Raw genomic sequence first — 17,182 nt, forward strand, 5'->3', positions numbered from 1 at the left:
GGAGGGGCTCTTCCTCACCGGCCGAGGTCGGCGAGGATGCGTTGGGCGGCGTTGTGGCCCGCGGCGCCGATGACGCTGCCCGCGGGGTGGCAGCCGGCGCTGCCCGCGTAGACGCCGTCGACGCCGGTCGCGTAGGGCATCCGGTCGGTGAACGACACGGTGTTGTCGACGTGGTGGATGTGGCCGCCGGTGATGCCGAAGTGCGCCTCGATGCCCGGTGGGGCCAGCGGCACGGCGTCGGCGATCAGGTCGGCGGTGCCCGGTGCGTACCGCTCGCAGATCGCCACGAGCTTGTCCACGTACCCGGGCAGCGCCTCGTCCCAGGTCGTGCCGGCCAGCTCGTACGGCACCGACTGCACGAACAGCGCCGACGAGTGGTGCCCGGCGGCGTCGGAGAGCGACGGGTCCACCGTCGTGTGCAGGTACCACTCGATGGTCGGCTCCTCCGGCAGCCGTCCGGCCTGCACGTCGGCCCACATCGCCCGCAGCGCCGCCATCGGCGCCTCGCCGCCCTCGCCGCACAGCGAGGCCGAGCCGGGGAGCAGGTGGATGGTCGACCCGAACGGGCTCGGCGCGTCCTCGGGCAGGCAGGAGAACCGGGGCAGCCCGGTCAGCGCCAGGTTGAGCTTGAGCGTGGTGCCGGGGCGGCGGACCGCCGCCATCCGCCCGGTGAGCGGTGCCGGGAGCGCGCCGTCGGGCAGCAGCTCCATCAGCCGGTACGGGTCGCAGGCCCCCAGTACCACGGACGCGCCGATCTCCCGCCCGTCGGCGAGCACCACCCCGGACGCGGCGCCGCCGTCGAGGGTGATCCGGGTGACCGGCGTACCGGCGAGGATGGTCGCGCCGGCGGTGCGCGCGGCGTCGGCGAAGGTCCGGGAGACCGTGCCCATGCCGCCCTCGGCGATCATCCAGGTGCCGTCCGAGCCGGGCAGCCGGCACATGTTGTGCACCAGGAAGTTGTGCCCGGTGCCGGGGTCGTCGGGGCCGGCGTTCAGCCCGGACAGGCCGTCGGTGACGGCGTACATGCTGACCAGCAGTTCGGAGCGGAACTCGAAGCGGGCCAGGTGGTCGGCGACCGAGCCGCGGACCAGGTCGACGAAGACCTGCCGCAGCGCGGGCCGCACGTACCGCTCCGCGGTCTCCTCGACCGGCAGCGGCTCGGCCAGCCAGGCGGGCGCCAGGTCCTCGCGCAGCGCGGCCAGCTCGGCCTGGAGCGCGTCGTCGGCGGCCGCGTCGGCGGGGGAGAAGAACTCCGCGAGCTGCTTGCGGGTCGCGGCGGTGTCGCTGCCGAAGAGCAGGTACGGCGAGCCGAGCCCGCCCGGGGTGGGCAGGAAGTAGTGCGGGTCCCGGCGCAGCACGGGAATGCGGACGTCGAGCGTGCCGAGCAGCTCCGGCGGCATCAGCCCGAGCAGGTACGACCCGGTGGAGTGCCGTAGTCCCGGCACCTTCGGGAACGGCGACTCGGTGCGCGTCGCGCCGCCGATGACGTCGGCGGCCTCCAGCACCAGCACGTCCAGCCCGGCACGCGCCAGCAGGATCGCCGACACCAACCCGTTGTGTCCCGCGCCCACCACGACAACATCCGCCCGCGCGGGAACCCCCTGCTCAACACCCATACCCGGAACCCTAACGTGCTCCCGGTCACAGCTGCACCCCGCTGATCATGAAGTTGTTGCCGCGACACGCCGGGCCGGATCGCTATAACTTCATGATCGACGGCGGTGGGCGCCGGGACGGCGGCCGGTGAGGGGGATGCGGGTGTTCGGCTGGTGGGGGCGGGCGGTGGTGCGGCTTCGCTGGGCGGTGCTCGCTGCCGCAGTGGTGCTGGTCGCGGTCGGCTCGACCTGGGGAGCCGGCGTCTTCGGGCAGCTGACCGGGGGTGGCTTCGACGACCCGGCGAGCGAGTCGAGCCGGGCGGCCGAGCGGATCGCCGACGAACTGGGCCCACAGGGCGCCGACCTGATCGTGCTCTGGTCCAGCGACACCGCGACCGCCGACCAGCCGGCCTTCCGGGACGCGGTCGGCGCCACGGTCGCCGGGCTGCGCGCCCACGCCGCGGTCACCAGCGTCGTGACCTGGTACGACACCCAGGCTCCCGGGCTGCTCTCCACCGACCGCCGGGCCACCTACGCCGCCGTGCGGCTGCGCGCGGACGACGAGGACGGCAAGACCGCCGCGTACCAGGCGCTGCGGCCGGCGCTCGACGTGCCAGGGCTGCGCACCGAGGTGGGCGGCAATGTGGCGTTCCTGCACGAGGCGAACGAGCGCACCACCGAGGACATCACCCGGGCGGAGCTGCTGTCGGCGCCGGTGCTGCTGGTCCTGCTCGTGCTGATCTTCGGAGGGCTGGTCGCGGCGGCCACCCCGCTCCTGGTGGGCGGGCTGGCGATCCTCGGCGCGTTCATCGCGGTCCGCCTGGTCAACCTGGTCACCGACATCTCGATCTTCGCCATCAACATCATCACGCTGATCGGTCTCGGCATGGCCGTCGACTACGCGCTGTTCGTGGTCAGCCGGTTCCGCGAGGAGCTGGCCGCCGGCCACGACACCCCGGAGGCGATCCGGCGCACGATGGCGACCGCCGGGCGCACCGTGCTCGTCTCCGGCCTCACCATCGCGCTCGCCCTCGCCAGCCTGCTGATCTTCCCGCAGGCGTTCCTGCGGTCCATGGGCCTCGGCGGGATGGCCGCGGTGCTGGTCGCCATGCTGGCGGCGCTGACCGTGCTGCCGGCCCTGCTCGCGGTGCTCGGCCCGAGGATCGACGCGGTGCGCGTACCGCTGCCGTGGCGGCGCCGGGTGGCGCGTGGGCGGCGGCCGGCGGTGGCCGGGTCCGGCGGCGCCTGGGCCCGGATCGCGCGGAGCGTGATGCGCCGCCCGGTGCCCTACCTGGTCGGTGTCGTCGTGCTGCTCGGGCTGCTCGCCGTGCCGTCGCTGCGAATGGCGTTCGGCGGCTTCGACGAGCGGGTGCTGCCGGCGGACGCCGCGCCCCGGGTGGTCGCCGAGCGCATCGCCGACGGGTTCCCCGGCGGGACGGTCGCCCCGGTCGAGGTGCTGGTCTCAGGCGCGCCGCCGGACGCCGTACCGGCCCTCGCCGAGCGGGTCGCGGCGGTACCCGGCGTCACCGGAGTGCAGATCGGCGCCCAGCGGGACGACTCGACCCTGCTCACCGTCAGCTACCCCGGGGAGCCGACCGGCGAGGTGGCCCAGGACATCGTCCGCGAGCTGCGCGCGCTGCCCGCGCCGGCCGGAGCGGAGCTGCTCGTCGGTGGCCGGCCCGCCGCCGACCGGGACCTGCTGGACAGCCTCGGCGACCGGCTGCCCTGGATGGCGCTGCTGATGGCGGCCGCCATCCTGACCCTGCTCTTCCTGGCCTTCGGCTCGGTGGTGTTGCCGGTCAAGGCGGTGCTGATGAACCTGGTCTCGATCGGCGCGTCGTTCGGCGTGGTGGTCTGGATCTTCCAGGACGGCCACCTCGCCGGCCTGCTCGACTTCACCCCCACCGGCTTCATCGAGCCGAGCAACCCGATCCTCATGCTGGCCGTGCTGTTCGGCCTGGCCACCGACTACGAGGTGTTCCTGCTGTCGCGGGTCCGCGAGGAGTGGGACCGCACCGGCGACAACACCGCGTCGGTCGCCGCCGGCCTCCAGGCCACCGGACGGATCATCACCGCCGCCGCGCTGCTGCTGATCGTCGTGGTGGCCGGCTTCGCCACCGGCGGGATGGCGTACATCAAGCTGATCGGGGTCGGCATGATCGTGGCGATCGTGGTGGACGCGACGCTGGTCCGGGTGTTGCTGGTGCCGGCGACGATGCGGCTGCTGGGCCGCTGGAACTGGTGGGCGCCGGGACCGCTGGGCCGGGTGTACCGGCGGTACGGCATCCGGGAGGGGGACGGGCCGGGCGGCCGTCATCCCGCGCTCAGCGAATAGTGGCTTCCGTCGATGCCTCGTCGGCTCTACCGTCGACGGGGCATCGACCGTTAGCCCCGGGAGGTTGTCCGATGGACCGTCGTACCGTCCTGCGCGCCACCGTCGCCGGTGGCGCCGCCTTCGCCGGCAGCCTGTGGGCCGGCGCCGCACTGGCCGCCCCCGCCCAGCCCGGCCCCGGCCCGTACGGCGAGCTGCTCGCCGCCGACGCCAACGGCCTGCAACTGCCCGCCGGGTTCAGCAGCCGGGTGATCGCCCGCTCCGGCCAGCCCGTCGCCGGCTACCGGTGGCACTTCGCGCCCGACGGCGGAGCCTGTTTCCCGGCCGGTGACGGCTGGATCTACGTCTCCAACTCGGAGATCCCGCTGGTCGGGGGCGCGTCGGCGGTGCGCTTCCGGGCGGACGGCTCGATCGCCGCCGCCTACCGGATCCTCGGCGGCACCAACGTCAACTGCGCCGGTGGGGCGACCCCGTGGGGCACCTGGCTGTCCTGCGAGGAGGTGCCGCTCGGGCGGGTCTTCGAGACCTGGCCGGACGGCAGCCGGCCGGCCGAGGAGCGCACCCGGATGGGTCGCTTCACGCACGAGGCCGCCGCCTGCGACCCCGACCGGCGGGTGGTCTACCTGACCGAGGACGAGGGCGACGGATGCTTCTACCGGTTCGTCCCGGACACCTGGGGCGATCTGCGCACCGGCCGGCTGCAGGTGCTCTGCGCCCCGGCCGACCAGACCGCCGGGCCGGTGAGCTGGCGGGACGTCCCGGACCGGGACGGCTTCCCGATCCCGACCCGCTGGCAGGTCGGCGCCGCGAAGCACTTCGACGGCGGCGAGGGCTGCTGGCACGACCGGGGCACCTGCTGGTTCACCACCAAGGGCGACAACCGGGTCTGGGCGTACGACGCGGTGAACCAGCGGATCGACCTCGCGTACGACGATTCGCTGGTACCCGCCGGGGCGGCCCCGCTGACCGGGGTGGACAACATCACCGGCACCCCGGGCGGGGACCTCTACGTCGCCGAGGACGGCGGCAACATGGAGATCTGCGTGATCACGCCGGCCGGGGTGGTGGCCCCGTTCCTCCGCCTGCACGGCCACCCGGAGTCCGAGATCACCGGCCCGGCGTTCGCCCCGGACGGCACCCGTCTCTACTTCAGCTCCCAGCGCGGCACCACCGGCGAGCGCACCGGCAGCGCCGGGGTGACCTACGAGGTCTTCGGCCCCTTCCGCCGCTGACCCGGTCTCCGGCCCGCCTTCGTCGATCGTGGAGTTGGCGGCACGGATGCGCCGTCCCGGGGCGCCAACTTCATGATCAACCGGGCTCGGGGCCGGGGCCGGGGGTGGTGCGGCGGGTGCGCCAGCGGGACAGCGCCAGGGTGGCCGAGTAGCCGGCCAGGACGATCACGTGGAACAGGTAGAGCCACAGCAGGACGGCCACGCCGGCGCCGATCGTGTCGAAGCCGCCGAACGGCACCCCCAGGTCGATCGGGAGCGACGCGAAGAGCACGAAGCCGTGCAGGAATCCGGACAGGTTCGCCGCCGTGAACGACCCCACGGCGAGGGTGGACAGCCAGTCCGGCGACGCCGGCCCGACCACCCGGAACACCCACATCAGCACCGGGGTCAGCACCAGCCAGACGGCCAGGAACGACAGCACCACGCCGAGAGCGCCCAGCCAGCCACCCTGCCGCACCAGCCGGGTGGTGGTCGGCAGCGCGAGCAGGATCGAAAGCAGCAGGGCGGGGGCGGGCGCCAGCAGGGGGAGCAGCAGCAGCCGCCCCCGCCAGCCCACCAGCGACTCGTCGTGGCGCGCGTAGGCCACCGAGACGAACGCCCGGCGCAGCCCCTCGCCGTACAGCGACGCCGGCAGCAGCGACGCCAGCGCGAGCAGCGGGGTGAGGGTCACCCCGGCGTCGACCAGGGCGGCCACCGCCCGGGGTGCACCGATCTCGTCCGGCAGCGTCCGGACGGCGTACGACGTGAGCCGGTGCACCCGCTCGGCCCCCGCCACCAGCGAGGTGAGCCAGACGGCCAGCAGGGCCACCGGCACCACGGCGATCGCGCCGTAGAACGTGATCGCGGCGGCGTGCAGGGACAGGTCCCGCCCGCGTACCGGCCGGAACGCGGCACGCGCGATCCGCTTCACCCGTTGCAGTCGGCCGCCCATCGCGTTCCAGTTCCCCACCGCCTGCCCGGTCACTCCTAGACTCGGCCGCCATGACCCTTCCTACGACCGACCGCCTGGTGATCCGGGAGTGGACCGAATCCCCGACCGACCTGGACCGGATCTACGACATCTACTCGCGCGACGAGGTCATGCGCTGGTTGGGCGGCGGTGCCGGCACCCTGACCGACCCGGCGCAGGCAGTCGAGCGGGTGGCCGCCTGGCGCGAGCGCTACGCACCGTACGACGGCCGGTACGGCCTCTGGGCGATCGAGGTGCGCGGGACCGGGCGGGTCGCCGGGAGCGTCCTGCTCAAGCCGCTGCCGGGCGCCGACGGCGTGACCTTCACCGACGACATCGAGGTCGGCTGGCACCTGCACCCGGACTCCTGGGGCCACGGCTATGCGACCGAGTCCGCGAGGGCGGTGGTGGCCCGCGAGTTCGCGGCGGGCAGCCGCGAGATCTACGCGGTGGTGACGCCCGGCAACGACCGCTCGATGGCGGTGTGCCGCCGCCTCGGGATGTCCCATCTCGGCCGCCGCACCGACTGGTACGGCGGCACGGAGGTGGAGGCCTTCCTCCTGGCCGCCCCGCCGGCGTGACGCGTCCGGCCGGGGGTGCTCGTCGCCGTGCCGTCCAATCGGGGTGGAGCTAGGACACGAGCCGGTCGCGCACGGCTGCCGGGACGGTCGGCGGCACACCCGCGGCGGCGAGGTACGGCCCGGCGCCCCCGTACCGGGCGTCGAGGTGCGCCAGCGTGTTCTGCATCGGCAGCGGGGTGCAGCCCTCGGTGCGGGCGTAGTCGGCGGCGATCTCCGCCGGGCCGACGCCGGCCAGCGCGAGCAGCAACGCGACCAGCACACCGGTGCGGTCGCGGCCGGCGTGGCAGTGCACCAGGACCGCCCCGGGCGGGGCCGCGGCCACCAGCCGGACGGCAGCGGCGATCCGCCGGGCGTTGTGGTCGAGCATCGGGCCGTAGCTGTCGGCGGGCGGGTCGTAGCCGAGCGGATCGGCGAGCAGGGGCGCGTGCCGGTAGACCGGGTCGGCGGCGAACGGGCTCGGGTCGCGGTCACACTCCCGCGCCAGCCGCAGATCGAGGATCCGGGTGATCCCGGCGGTGCGGGCGGCGGGCACGTCGGCGGGTGTGAGCCGGTCCGAGCGCCGCAGGGCGCCATGGCGGATGCGACGCCCGTCGGTGGTGGGCGTTCCGCCGAGGTCGCGGATGTTCCGGCACCCGGGCCAGCTCAGGATTCCCCCGTCGATGAACACCGGCCCATCTCACCGGCCGGCCCCGCTCGAGGCAAGCGGCGCCCCCGCATCGATTCGCATGATCCACTCGCCCATCGTCCGGCTGGACGCGCCAGGGCCGAGGTTAGGCGGCTGGAATGGCGGGTAGCCGTCCCGGGCGTGAAATCGCGCATCCCGGGGAAGGAGCATCATGGCGCTACCTGTGTTGAATCCGGTGGGTCTGTGGGACCCGGTACGGGAGTTCGACGACCTGCACGACCGGATGAGCCGCCTCATGACATCGGTGCTCGGGCCGACGGACGGGGCGGCCTGGACGCCGTTCGCTGACGTGATCGAGACTGACGACGCCTACCTGGTCCAGGTTGAGACGCCGGGGATGCGGCGTGAGGACATCAACGTGGAGGTGAGCGGCAACGAGCTGATCATCTCGGGGGAGTGCAAGGAGTCCGAGCAGCGGGGGAAGGTGCGCAGCCGCACCCGGCGGACGGGCCGCTTCGAATACCGCACGACCCTGCCGAGCACCGCGAACACGGACAACATCAGCGCGGAGCTGTCCGACGGGGTGCTCACGGTGCGCGTGCCCAAGCGGGAGGGGGCCAAACCGCGGCGTATCTCGATCGATACGCGCTAGCCCGCCCCGAAGACCGTCCGAGGAATTCGTCGACCAGATGGCAGCCCCTTGGCGCGGGCTGCCATCGGCACGTCGTGCGGCGGGCGGTCACGTTCACGATGACCCAGCCGTTCGCCTTCTCCGTCGACCCCGCCGACCTTCGCGACGAGTCGGCGCCGGAGGAGCCAGGCGTCGACGGCTGAGGCTCCCGGAGGGCGGCGGGCGGGGCTGGGGAAGAATGGCGGCGTGACTTCTCCCCGGGACCTGGTCCTGCTCGGCTCCACCGGCTCGATCGGTACGCAGGCCATCGACATCGTGCGGCGCAATCCGGACCGGTTCCGGGTGGTCGCGCTCGGCGCCGGCGGCGGCAACGTCGAGCGGCTCGCCGCGCAGGCCCTCGAGCTCGGCGTCGAGGCGGTCGGCGTGGCGAAGGCGTCCGCCGCGCAGGACCTCCAGCTCGCCTTCTACGCGGAGGCGAGCCGCCGGGGGTGGGCCAGCGGCGACTTCAAGCTCCCGAAGATCATCGCCGGCCCGGACGCGATGACCGAGCTGGCCCAGTGGCCGTGCGACGTCGTACTCAACGGGGTGGTCGGCTCGCTCGGCCTCGCGCCGACGCTGGCCGCGCTGCGCGCCGGGCGTACCCTCGCGCTCGCCAACAAGGAGTCGCTGGTGGCCGGCGGCCCGCTGGTGCGGGCCGCGGTGACGCGGCCGGGGCAGATCGTCCCGGTGGACTCGGAGCACTCGGCGCTCGCCCAGTGCCTGCGTGGCGGGTCCCGCGGTGAGGTGCGGCGGCTGGTCGTCACCGCCAGCGGTGGCCCGTTCCGGGGGAAGCGGCGGGAGGAGCTGACGCGGGTCACGCCGGAGCAGGCGCTCGCGCACCCGACCTGGAACATGGGGCCGGTCGTCACGATCAACTCGGCAACCATGGTCAACAAGGCGCTCGAGGTGATCGAGGCGCACGAACTGTTCGACGTGCCGTACGCCGACATCACCGTGATGGTGCACCCGCAGTCGGTGATCCACTCGATGGTGGAGTTCACCGACGGCTCCACGATCGCCCAGGCCAGCCCGCCGGACATGCGCCTGCCGATCGCCCTGGGGCTCGGCTGGCCGGACCGGGTGCCGGCCGCCGCCGCCGCGGTCGACTGGACGACCAGCCACACCTGGGAGTTCCTGCCGCTGGACGACGAGGCGTTCCCGGCGGTCGCCCTGGCCAAGGCGGCCGGCGCGGCGGGCCGCTGCCGGCCGGCGATCTACAACGCGGCCAACGAGGAGTGCGTCGCCGCCTTCGTGGCCGGACGGCTGCCGTTCCTCGGCATCGTCGACACTCTGGAACGCGTGCTGCGGGACGCTCCCGACTTCGCCGAACCAGGTACCGTCGAGGACGTGCTGGCGGCCGAGTCGTGGGCCCGCCGGCACGCGCAGACGATCATCGAGGCGGCGGTGGAAGGAGCTTGATGGCATACCTGCTCGGGGTGACCCTGTTCGCCCTCGCCATCCTGATCTCGGTGAGTCTGCACGAGGCGGGGCACATGCTCACCGCCAAGGCCTTCGGCATGAAGGTCACCCGCTACTTCGTCGGCTTCGGTCCGACCCTGTGGTCGTTCAAGCGGGGCGAGACGGAGTACGGGATCAAGGGCATCCCGCTCGGCGGTTTCTGCAAGATCGTCGGGATGACCCCGCAGGACGACGACGTGGACCCGGCCGACGAGCCCCGCGCCATGTGGCGGTACCCGGTCTGGAAGCGGACGATCGTGATGTCGGCGGGCTCGGTCACCCACTTCGCCCTGGCGCTGGTCGCGCTCTGGGTCATCGCGATCACGGCCGGCCTGCCCAACCCGAACTTCCCGACCACCGAGGAGCAGGTCCGGCAGGAGCCGGCGGTGATCCAGCTCGCTGACTGCGTCGTGCCGGAGAACGCCGCCCGGGCCTGCACCCCGGCCGACCCGGCCAGCCCCGCCGGTCAGGCCCAGCTGCGCGACGGCGACCGGATCACCGCGGTCAACGGCACGCCGGTCGCCACCTACGGGGACCTGCTGGTCGCGCTGCGCGCGCTCAAGCCGGGGGAGACGGCGCGGATCGCGTACGTCCGGGACGGCCAGCCGGGCACCACGTCCGCAACCCTCGCGCAGACCCAGCGCCCGCCGCTGGACGACCCGCGGGGCACCGTGGGGCCGGTCGCCGCGCTCGGCGTCGGGCTCATCCCCAGCACGCCCACCCGGATCGAGTACGGCCCGGTCGCCGCGATCGGCGCCACCGGCGACTTCACCGGCACCATGGCAGTGAACACGTACGAGGCGATGAAGCGGATCCCGCAGAAGGTCCCGGCGCTGTGGACCGCCATCACCGGCGGCGAGCGCGACGTGGACACCCCGATCAGCGTGGTCGGCGCGAGCCGGCTCGGCGGCGAGGCGGTGGAGCACAACGCCTGGCTGCTGTTCTTCATGCTCTTCGTCTCGCTGAACTTCTTCATCGGCGTGTTCAACCTGCTGCCGCTGCTCCCGCTGGACGGCGGGCACATCGCCATCGCCTGGTTCGAGCGGGCCCGCTCCTGGGTGTACGCGCGGCTGCGGCGCCCCGACCCCGGCCGGGTCGACTACTTCAAGCTCATGCCCTTCACGTACGCCGTGATCCTGATCGGTGGCGCGTTCACGCTGCTGACCATCACCGCGGACGTCGTCAACCCGATCACGCTCTTCTCAAGGTGAGTGCCTGAAGTGACCGCTGTCAGTCTCGGTATCCCCGCCGTACCGCCTCCGCCGCTCGCACCCCGCCGGGCGAGCCGCCAGATCATGGTCGGCCCGGTTCCGGTCGGCGGCGGCGCGCCGGTGTCCGTGCAGTCGATGACCACCACCCTCACGGCCGACGTCAACGCCACGCTCCAGCAGATCGCCGAGCTGACCGCGTCCGGCTGCCAGATCGTCCGGGTCGCCGTGCCCAGCCAGGACGACGTGGCGGCGCTGCCCGCGATCGCCCGCAAGTCGCAGATCCCGGTGATCGCCGACATCCACTTCCAGCCGAAGTACGTCTTCGCCGCGATCGACGCCGGGTGCGCGGCGGTCCGGGTGAACCCGGGCAACATCCGGCAGTTCGACGACAAGGTCAAGGAGATCGCCAAGGCCGCCGGTGACGCGGGCGTGCCGATCCGGATCGGCGTCAACGCGGGATCGCTGGACAAGCGGCTGCTGGCCAAGTACGGCAAGGCCACCGCCGAGGCGCTGGTCGAGTCGGCGCTGTGGGAGTGCTCGCTCTTCGAGGAGCACGGCTTCCGGGACATCAAGATCTCGGTGAAGCACAACGACCCGGTGGTCATGATCCGGGCGTACCGGCTGCTGGCCGAGAAGTGCGACTACCCGCTGCACCTGGGCGTCACCGAGGCGGGCCCGGCGTTCCAGGGCACCATCAAGTCGGCGGTGGCCTTCGGCGCGCTGCTCGCCGAGGGGATCGGCGACACGATCCGGGTGTCGCTGTCGGCCCCGCCGGTCGAGGAGATCAAGGTCGGCGCCGCGATCCTGGAGTCGCTGGGCCTGCGCGAGCGCGGCCTGGAGATCGTCTCCTGCCCGTCCTGCGGCCGGGCCCAGGTGGACGTCTACAAGCTCGCCGAGGAGGTCACCGCCGGCCTGGAGGGGCTGCCGGTGCCGCTGCGGGTCGCCGTCATGGGCTGCGTGGTGAACGGGCCCGGCGAGGCCCGCGAGGCGGACCTCGGTGTCGCCTCGGGCAACGGCAAGGGCCAGATCTTCGTGAAGGGCCAGGTCATCAAGACCGTGCCGGAGGGGCAGATCGTGGAGACGCTCATCGAGGAGGCGCTCCGCCTCGCCGAGGAGATGGGCGCCGAGCTGCCCGAGGAGCTGCGCGACCTCGCCGGTGGCGCCACCGTGACGGTGCACTGAGCCACCCGTACCCACTGCCCGCGAAAGGGGGGCGTCCGCACGGGACGCCCCCCTTTCTTTCTCGGGCCGTTCTCTCGGGCCGCTGCCGGTCACTCCGACTCGGCGAGGATCGCGTACAGCTTGCGGCGGGTCTCGTCGAGCACCTGTGCGGCGCGTTCCCGCTGCTCGTCGGTGCCGGTCAGCATGACCTGCCGCAGGGCGTGCACGACCTGCGCGCCGGCCTCCCGCACGTCGTGCCAGTTGGTGACCGTGCTCTCGGCGACCTCGGCCCACGGCGGGGTCTGCGCCGCCTCGTCGGCCTCGGACCGGCCCTGCTCGGTGAGCGCGAACCGCTTGCGGCCGCCGCCCTCCCCGCTGGCGGCGATGACGCCCTCGTCCTCGAGGAGCTGGAGGGTCGGATAGATCGACCCGGGGCTCGGCCGCCAGGCCCCGCCGGTGCGGGAATCGATCTCCTGGATCATCTCGTAGCCGTGCATCGGCCGTTCGGTGAGCAGGGCCAGCACCGCGGCGCGGACGTTCGGCCGGCGACCCCGGCCACGGCCGCCGCGTCCGCGCCCGCCGTGGCCGTGCGGCCCGTGCGGGAACGGCGGGAACCCGAACCCCCGCATCCGGCCCTCGTGCAGTGCGTGCATCCGTCGGTGGAATCCCATTCGAAACTCCTCTGTCACGTTCGTATCGTCGATGCATCAACGATATATCGCCAACACATCGCCGACAAGCACCTCCAGCGATCCGGTCGGCACGCCAGGACCGTCCGGGTGGGTCACCCGTCGGCTGCGGCGGTCGACCGGCACCGCCCGCGCCGATCTGGCAGGCTGGTAGTCGTGCTGACGGCACCGGTACGGCAACTGGGGGAATCGGAGCGCCGCGCGGTCGAGCGCCTGCTCGACCTCGACCCGTACGCGGGTGCGCAGGTCGCCGAGCGAATCGCCGCGCGCGGGCTCGCCTGGTGGCGCGCCGAGGGGCGGGTCCTCGGCTACGGCAGCCGCCGGCACCTGGAATCGGTCTGCTGGCTGGGCGGCAACCTCACGCCGGTGCTCGCCAGCGAGCCGGCCGTCGCCGCCTTCGCCGACCTCCTCGCCGGCGAGGAGCGGCTCTGCTCGTCGATCGTCGGTCGGGCCGACGCGGTGCTCGGGCTGTGGGACCGGCTCTCGCCCACCTGGGGCCCGGCCCGGGACGTCCGGCCCAACCAACCCCTGCTCGCCACCGACACCAACCCCGCCGTCGCCCCCGACCCGCAGGTACGCCGGGTGCGCCGCGGCGAGGTGGACCGGCTCTTCCCGGCGGCGGTGGCGATGTACACCGAGGAGGTGGGCGTCTCGCCGCTCCTCGAGGACGACGGCCGCGGGTACCGCCGTCGGGTCGAGGACCTGGTCCGGGCCGGCCGGGCGTACGCCCGCTTCGTCGACGGCCGGGTCGTGTTCAAGGCCGAGCTGGCGGTGGTGACCCGGCGTACCGCGCAGGTGCAGGGCGTCTGGGTGGCTCCCGAATGGCGGGGCCGGGGGATCGCCACGGCGGCGATGGCGGCCGTCGTCCGGGACGCGCTGCGGCGGGTCGCACCGACCGTGAGCCTCTACGTCAACGACTTCAACCTGCCCGCCCGCCGGGTGTACGAGCGCTGCGGCTTCCGCCCGGTCGGCACCCTGGCCACCGTCCTGTTCTGAGCCGTCGGCCAGGCCCTTTGGTGACCCCTTCGGTAGCGGGAAGGGGCCCGGTCAACAGGACACGTCCCGTCACCGGACGGCGACGCATCGACGCGTAAATGCGTTGAGCGACCCGCCCGGGTCAGGCGAGGCTGGACCCACCGCCACCGCCTGCCGTTAGGGGTCCCCGCCGTGCGTCTGCTCCGCGACATGTGGGCCACCGCGCCCCGCCGCATGGCGGTCGTGGCCGTCCTGGTCGTGCTCGGGGCCGGCGGCCAGGCGGCCGCGGCGGCACTGGCCGGGCCGGTCCTGCTGCACCGCTCAGGCGGATACTTCACCGTCCTCGCGGTGGCACTGGTCGCCGCCGTCCTCAGTGACCTCGTGGTCAGCCTGGCGATGGCGGGGGTGACCGCCGACTGGTCCGCCGCCGTCCGGCGCCGGCTCTGCCGGGTGGCCTTCGGGCAGGACCTGCCCACCCTGGAGACGACACCGGTCGGTGAGCTGCTCGACCGCATCGACGGCGACGTCTACCAGGTCGCCGCCGCGGTCCGGGCACAGGGCGTCCGCATCGCCCAGTCGCTGGCGGTGGCGGTGCTGTCGATAGCCGTCGCGATCGGCGTCTGGTGGCCGGCCGGCCTCACCATGCTGGTGCTCGCCGGTGGACTGGTACTCGGCCTGCGCCGGCCCGCGGCGCGGATCGTCCCGGCCCGGATGGCGGAGGAGGAGGCCTGGTCCGATCTGGCGGCGGTGATGGAGGAGTCGATCCACGGCCAGGACGACGTCCGTACCAGCCTCGCCCAGCCGTACGTGCTGCGGCTGTACGCGAAGCGGGCGGCGGCCGTGCTCTCCCGCGGGATGCGGGTGTGGCGGATGTCCGCGAAGGTCACCACCGTGGCCGCCGGCGTCACCCGCGCCGGGATCGCCGCCGTGGTGCTGACCGGGGCCTGGGCGCTGGCCACCGGCCGGATGGACGGCGCCCGGCTCACCGCCGTGTGGCTGCTGGCCATCGCCTACGGCGCCACCGTCGAGCACGTCAGCCGGATGGTGCCGGAGCTGCAGTACGCGCTGGGCGCGTGGGGCCGCGTCCAACTGCTGGCGGACTCCCCGCAGGAGCCCGTCGGCGGGCTGGCTCCGGTCGACGGTGACCTGGAGGTGCGGGCCCTCACGTTCCGCTACCCGGCCGCCGACGGCACCCGGGGGCCGGCGCTGCGCGACATCCACCTGACGTTCACCCGGGGCCGCTCGTACGCGCTGGTGGGCCGGACCGGCTCGGGCAAGTCGACGCTGGCCAAGGTGCTCACCCGGGCGGTGGACCTGCCGCCCGGCACCGTCCTGCTCGGTGGCCGCGACCTGCGTGACGTCGACGTGGAGCAGCTGCGCAGATGGGTCGCCGTGGTGCCGCAGCGCACCGAGATCCTGGCCGGCACGCTCGCCGAGAACGTCGCCCTCTTCGACCCGGACCTGCTCGACGACGCGGCCGGCGCGCTGCACGAGCTGGGCCTCGCCGGCTGGATCGCCGAGCTGCCCGACGGGCTGCACACCCGGCTCGGCGAGGGCGGGCACGCGCTCTCCGCCGGCCAGGAGCAGCTCGTCGCGTTCGCCCGGATCCTGGTGCGCGACCCGCACGTGGTGATCCTGGACGAGGCGACCGCCCGGCTCGACCCGGTCACCGAGGCGCGCGTGCAGCGGGCCACCGAGCGGCTGCTGCGGGACCGGATCGGCATCGTCATCGCCCACCGGCTCTCGTCGGTGCGGCACTGCGACGAGGTGGTGGTGCTGGCCGACGGCGCCGTGGTCGAGGCCGGGCCGCTGCGGGAGTCGGAGCGCTTCGCCGAGCTGCTCGCCACCAGCCACACCGCCGCGTACGCCCGCACCGGCGCCCGCGCCGGTGGCGGTGGAGGGCTGGACCTGCTCGAGGGACCGGAACCGGAGCGGCCGGCCGATCCGGTCACCGCGCCGGCGGACCGTACGCCCGCGCCCGCCGGCCCGGCGGAGGAGCTTGCGCCACCGCCGTCGGCCAGCCCCGGTCGGACGCTGCGGGAGATCGTGCGGCTGGTCGCCAACGACCCGCGGTACGGGCTCGCGGCGCTCGCCCTGTTCATGGTGCTGGTGCTGGTGGGTCTGGACGGTCCGCTGCTGCCCTGGCTCTGGGCGGACGTCGTCGACGGTGTGGGGAACCCGTGGCTGCCCGCGCTCGGCATCGCCGCCGGGCTGCTGGTCACGCTCCCGATCCCCTGGTACACGAGCATCTGGTTCCCCGGTTGGTGGGTCCGGCAGATGCTGCGGATCAGCCTGCGCCTGGTGCACGGGCAGACCGGTCCCCGGCGGGTCAGCACGCACACCCCGGCGGAGGTGGTCGCCCAGGGCGGCGACACCGAGCGGGTGGTGCAGCTGGCGGACAACCTGCTGGACCAGGCGGCCGCCGTCATCCTGCTGGTGGCGATGACGGCGATCTCCGGCAGCTTCGTACCGGGGCTCTTCTTCGCCGGGACGATGGTGATCTCCGGGCTGGCGGCGACGCTGTTCGGCCCGCGCCTGGAGCGCACCGCCCGGGAGACGGTGGCGGCCCGGGCCGCCTTCGCGACCGCGCTGGTGTCCTCGCTGTCCGCGGCGCGGACGGTCAAGCTGGCCGGCGCGACCCGGCCCGTGCTGGGGCACCTCGCCGACCTGGACGTGACGCGCAGCGAACTCCAGCGGCGGGAGATCTCCGTGCAGGTGTGGTCCCGGTCGACGCCGTCGCTGGTCAGCGGGCTGCTGCCGATCGGAGCGTGGGCGCTGTACCTGGCCGGCGGGCTGTCGGCCGGGGCGACCCTGGTCGCCGTGTCCACCCTGGCGGCGGCACGGTGGTTCGCCTGGACCACCGCCTCGCTGATCTCGCAGGTGCCCTCGGCGCGGGTGTGGACCCACCGGACGGTGGCGATGACCGGCGTGCCGGCTTACTCGACGGCGGTGCCCGGCGTGGACCTGGCCGCCGGGACGGCCCCGGCACCGCCGGTGCCGCCCCGCCACCCGCTGCGCCGGCTGGAGTTGTCCGGCTTCGGCGTCCGGCACGCCGACGGCGTGCCGGCGGTCCGGGACGTCGACCTGACCGTGGAGCGCGGCCAGCTCGTGCTGGTGGTCGGCCAGGTCGGTTCGGGCAAGTCGTCGCTGCTGCGGGCACTGGCCGGGATCGTGCCGCACACCGGTCGGCTGACCTGGAACGGCGAACCGGTGACCGAGCCGGAGCTGTTCCTGCGGCCGCAGCAGGTCGGCTACGTCGGCCAGCTGCCCCGGGTGCTGTCCGGGACGGTCGCCGACAACATCACCCTCGGGCACCCGGTGGACGCCGCCGCGGCCGTGTCGACCGCCCAGCTCGACCACGATCTGGCGGCGTCCGGGTCCGGTCTCGGCCTGGTCATCGGCCACAAGGGCACCCGGCTGTCGGGCGGGCAGCTGCAGCGCCTGGCGCTGGCCCGCGCGCTCGCGCCGCGTACCGAACTGCTGGTCGCCGACGACGTGTCGTCGGCGCTGGACGTGACGACGGAGCTGGCGCTGTGGGAGGCGCTGCGCCGCCACGGCGTCACGGTGGTGGGCTCGACGTCCAAGCGGGCGGCACTGGTCCGCGCCGACCACGTCGTGGTCCTGGAGAACGGCCGGGTCGCCGCCCAGGGGCCGTGGCGCGACCTGGAACCGGCCTGGTCCCACCTGGCCGGCTGACCCCGGCC

The 17,182-nt window shown here is 73.9% G+C and carries 13 protein-coding genes; 9 read left to right on the plus strand and 4 right to left on the minus strand.

Annotated elements, in window-relative coordinates; genetic code table 11:
• Positions 1-14 precede the first annotated feature (14 nt).
• Entirely contained in the window at positions 15-1,616 is a 1,602-nt protein-coding gene (locus EV376_RS12100) for a phytoene desaturase family protein (RefSeq protein ID WP_130322732.1), read from the minus strand.
• A 136-nt stretch (positions 1,617-1,752) separates the two neighbouring features.
• Between EV376_RS12100 and EV376_RS12105 the strand changes: the two genes are divergently transcribed.
• The gene (locus tag EV376_RS12105) at positions 1,753-3,930 is read left to right on the plus strand and encodes an MMPL family transporter (protein ID WP_486482602.1); all 2,178 of its coding nucleotides are present in this window, start codon (positions 1,753-1,755) and stop codon (positions 3,928-3,930) included.
• Between the two features lie 71 nt (positions 3,931-4,001).
• Positions 4,002-5,159 (plus strand): alkaline phosphatase PhoX, encoded by a 1,158-nt coding sequence (locus tag EV376_RS12110; protein WP_130322734.1) that lies wholly within the window; start codon positions 4,002-4,004, stop codon positions 5,157-5,159.
• Between the two features lie 76 nt (positions 5,160-5,235).
• On the opposite strand, the gene EV376_RS12115 is transcribed toward EV376_RS12110, so the two are convergent.
• Positions 5,236-6,090 (minus strand): YhjD/YihY/BrkB family envelope integrity protein, encoded by an 855-nt coding sequence (locus tag EV376_RS12115; RefSeq protein WP_130328625.1) that lies wholly within the window; start codon positions 6,088-6,090, stop codon positions 5,236-5,238.
• Positions 6,091-6,140: 50 nt separating this feature from the next.
• On the opposite strand from EV376_RS12115, the gene EV376_RS12120 reads away from it, so the two are divergent.
• Positions 6,141-6,689, plus strand: a complete 549-nt coding sequence (locus EV376_RS12120; RefSeq protein WP_130322736.1) for a GNAT family N-acetyltransferase — start codon at positions 6,141-6,143, stop codon at positions 6,687-6,689.
• 49 nt (positions 6,690-6,738) lie between these two features.
• Here the strand turns inward: EV376_RS12120 and EV376_RS12125 are convergent, their stop codons facing one another.
• On the minus strand, positions 6,739-7,356 hold the full coding sequence (locus EV376_RS12125; protein ID WP_207228136.1) for a tyrosine-protein phosphatase: 618 nt from the start codon (positions 7,354-7,356) through the stop codon (positions 6,739-6,741).
• 169 nt (positions 7,357-7,525) lie between these two features.
• On the opposite strand from EV376_RS12125, the gene EV376_RS12130 reads away from it, so the two are divergent.
• The 4 genes from EV376_RS12130 to ispG all read left to right on the plus strand — a co-directional run bounded on the left by EV376_RS12130 (position 7,526) and on the right by ispG (position 11,835).
• Positions 7,526-7,966, plus strand: coding sequence for an Hsp20/alpha crystallin family protein (locus tag EV376_RS12130; protein ID WP_130322738.1), 441 nt, complete (start codon positions 7,526-7,528; stop codon positions 7,964-7,966).
• Between the two features lie 225 nt (positions 7,967-8,191).
• Complete coding sequence (gene dxr, locus EV376_RS12135) at positions 8,192-9,403, plus strand: 1-deoxy-D-xylulose-5-phosphate reductoisomerase (RefSeq protein ID WP_130322740.1); 1,212 nt, start codon at positions 8,192-8,194, stop codon at positions 9,401-9,403.
• Positions 9,403-10,653, plus strand: a complete 1,251-nt coding sequence (locus EV376_RS12140) for a site-2 protease family protein (RefSeq protein ID WP_130322742.1) — start codon at positions 9,403-9,405, stop codon at positions 10,651-10,653. Before dxr ends, EV376_RS12140 begins: the two co-directional genes overlap by 1 nt.
• A gap of 9 nt (positions 10,654-10,662) precedes the next feature.
• Positions 10,663-11,835, plus strand: a complete 1,173-nt coding sequence (gene ispG / locus EV376_RS12145; RefSeq protein WP_130322744.1) for a flavodoxin-dependent (E)-4-hydroxy-3-methylbut-2-enyl-diphosphate synthase — start codon at positions 10,663-10,665, stop codon at positions 11,833-11,835.
• A gap of 89 nt (positions 11,836-11,924) precedes the next feature.
• On the opposite strand, the gene EV376_RS12150 is transcribed toward ispG, so the two are convergent.
• Positions 11,925-12,485 (minus strand): PadR family transcriptional regulator, encoded by a 561-nt coding sequence (locus EV376_RS12150; RefSeq protein WP_130322746.1) that lies wholly within the window; start codon positions 12,483-12,485, stop codon positions 11,925-11,927.
• Between the two features lie 174 nt (positions 12,486-12,659).
• Between EV376_RS12150 and EV376_RS12155 the strand changes: the two genes are divergently transcribed.
• Both EV376_RS12155 and EV376_RS12160 read left to right on the plus strand, forming a co-directional pair.
• On the plus strand, positions 12,660-13,499 hold the full coding sequence (locus EV376_RS12155; RefSeq protein ID WP_130322748.1) for a DUF4081 domain-containing GNAT family N-acetyltransferase: 840 nt from the start codon (positions 12,660-12,662) through the stop codon (positions 13,497-13,499).
• A 171-nt stretch (positions 13,500-13,670) separates the two neighbouring features.
• On the plus strand, positions 13,671-17,174 hold the full coding sequence (locus tag EV376_RS12160) for an ABC transporter ATP-binding protein (RefSeq protein ID WP_130322750.1): 3,504 nt from the start codon (positions 13,671-13,673) through the stop codon (positions 17,172-17,174).
• Positions 17,175-17,182: the final 8 nt, after the last annotated feature.

This window comes from Micromonospora sp. CNZ295 (assembly GCF_004217535.1).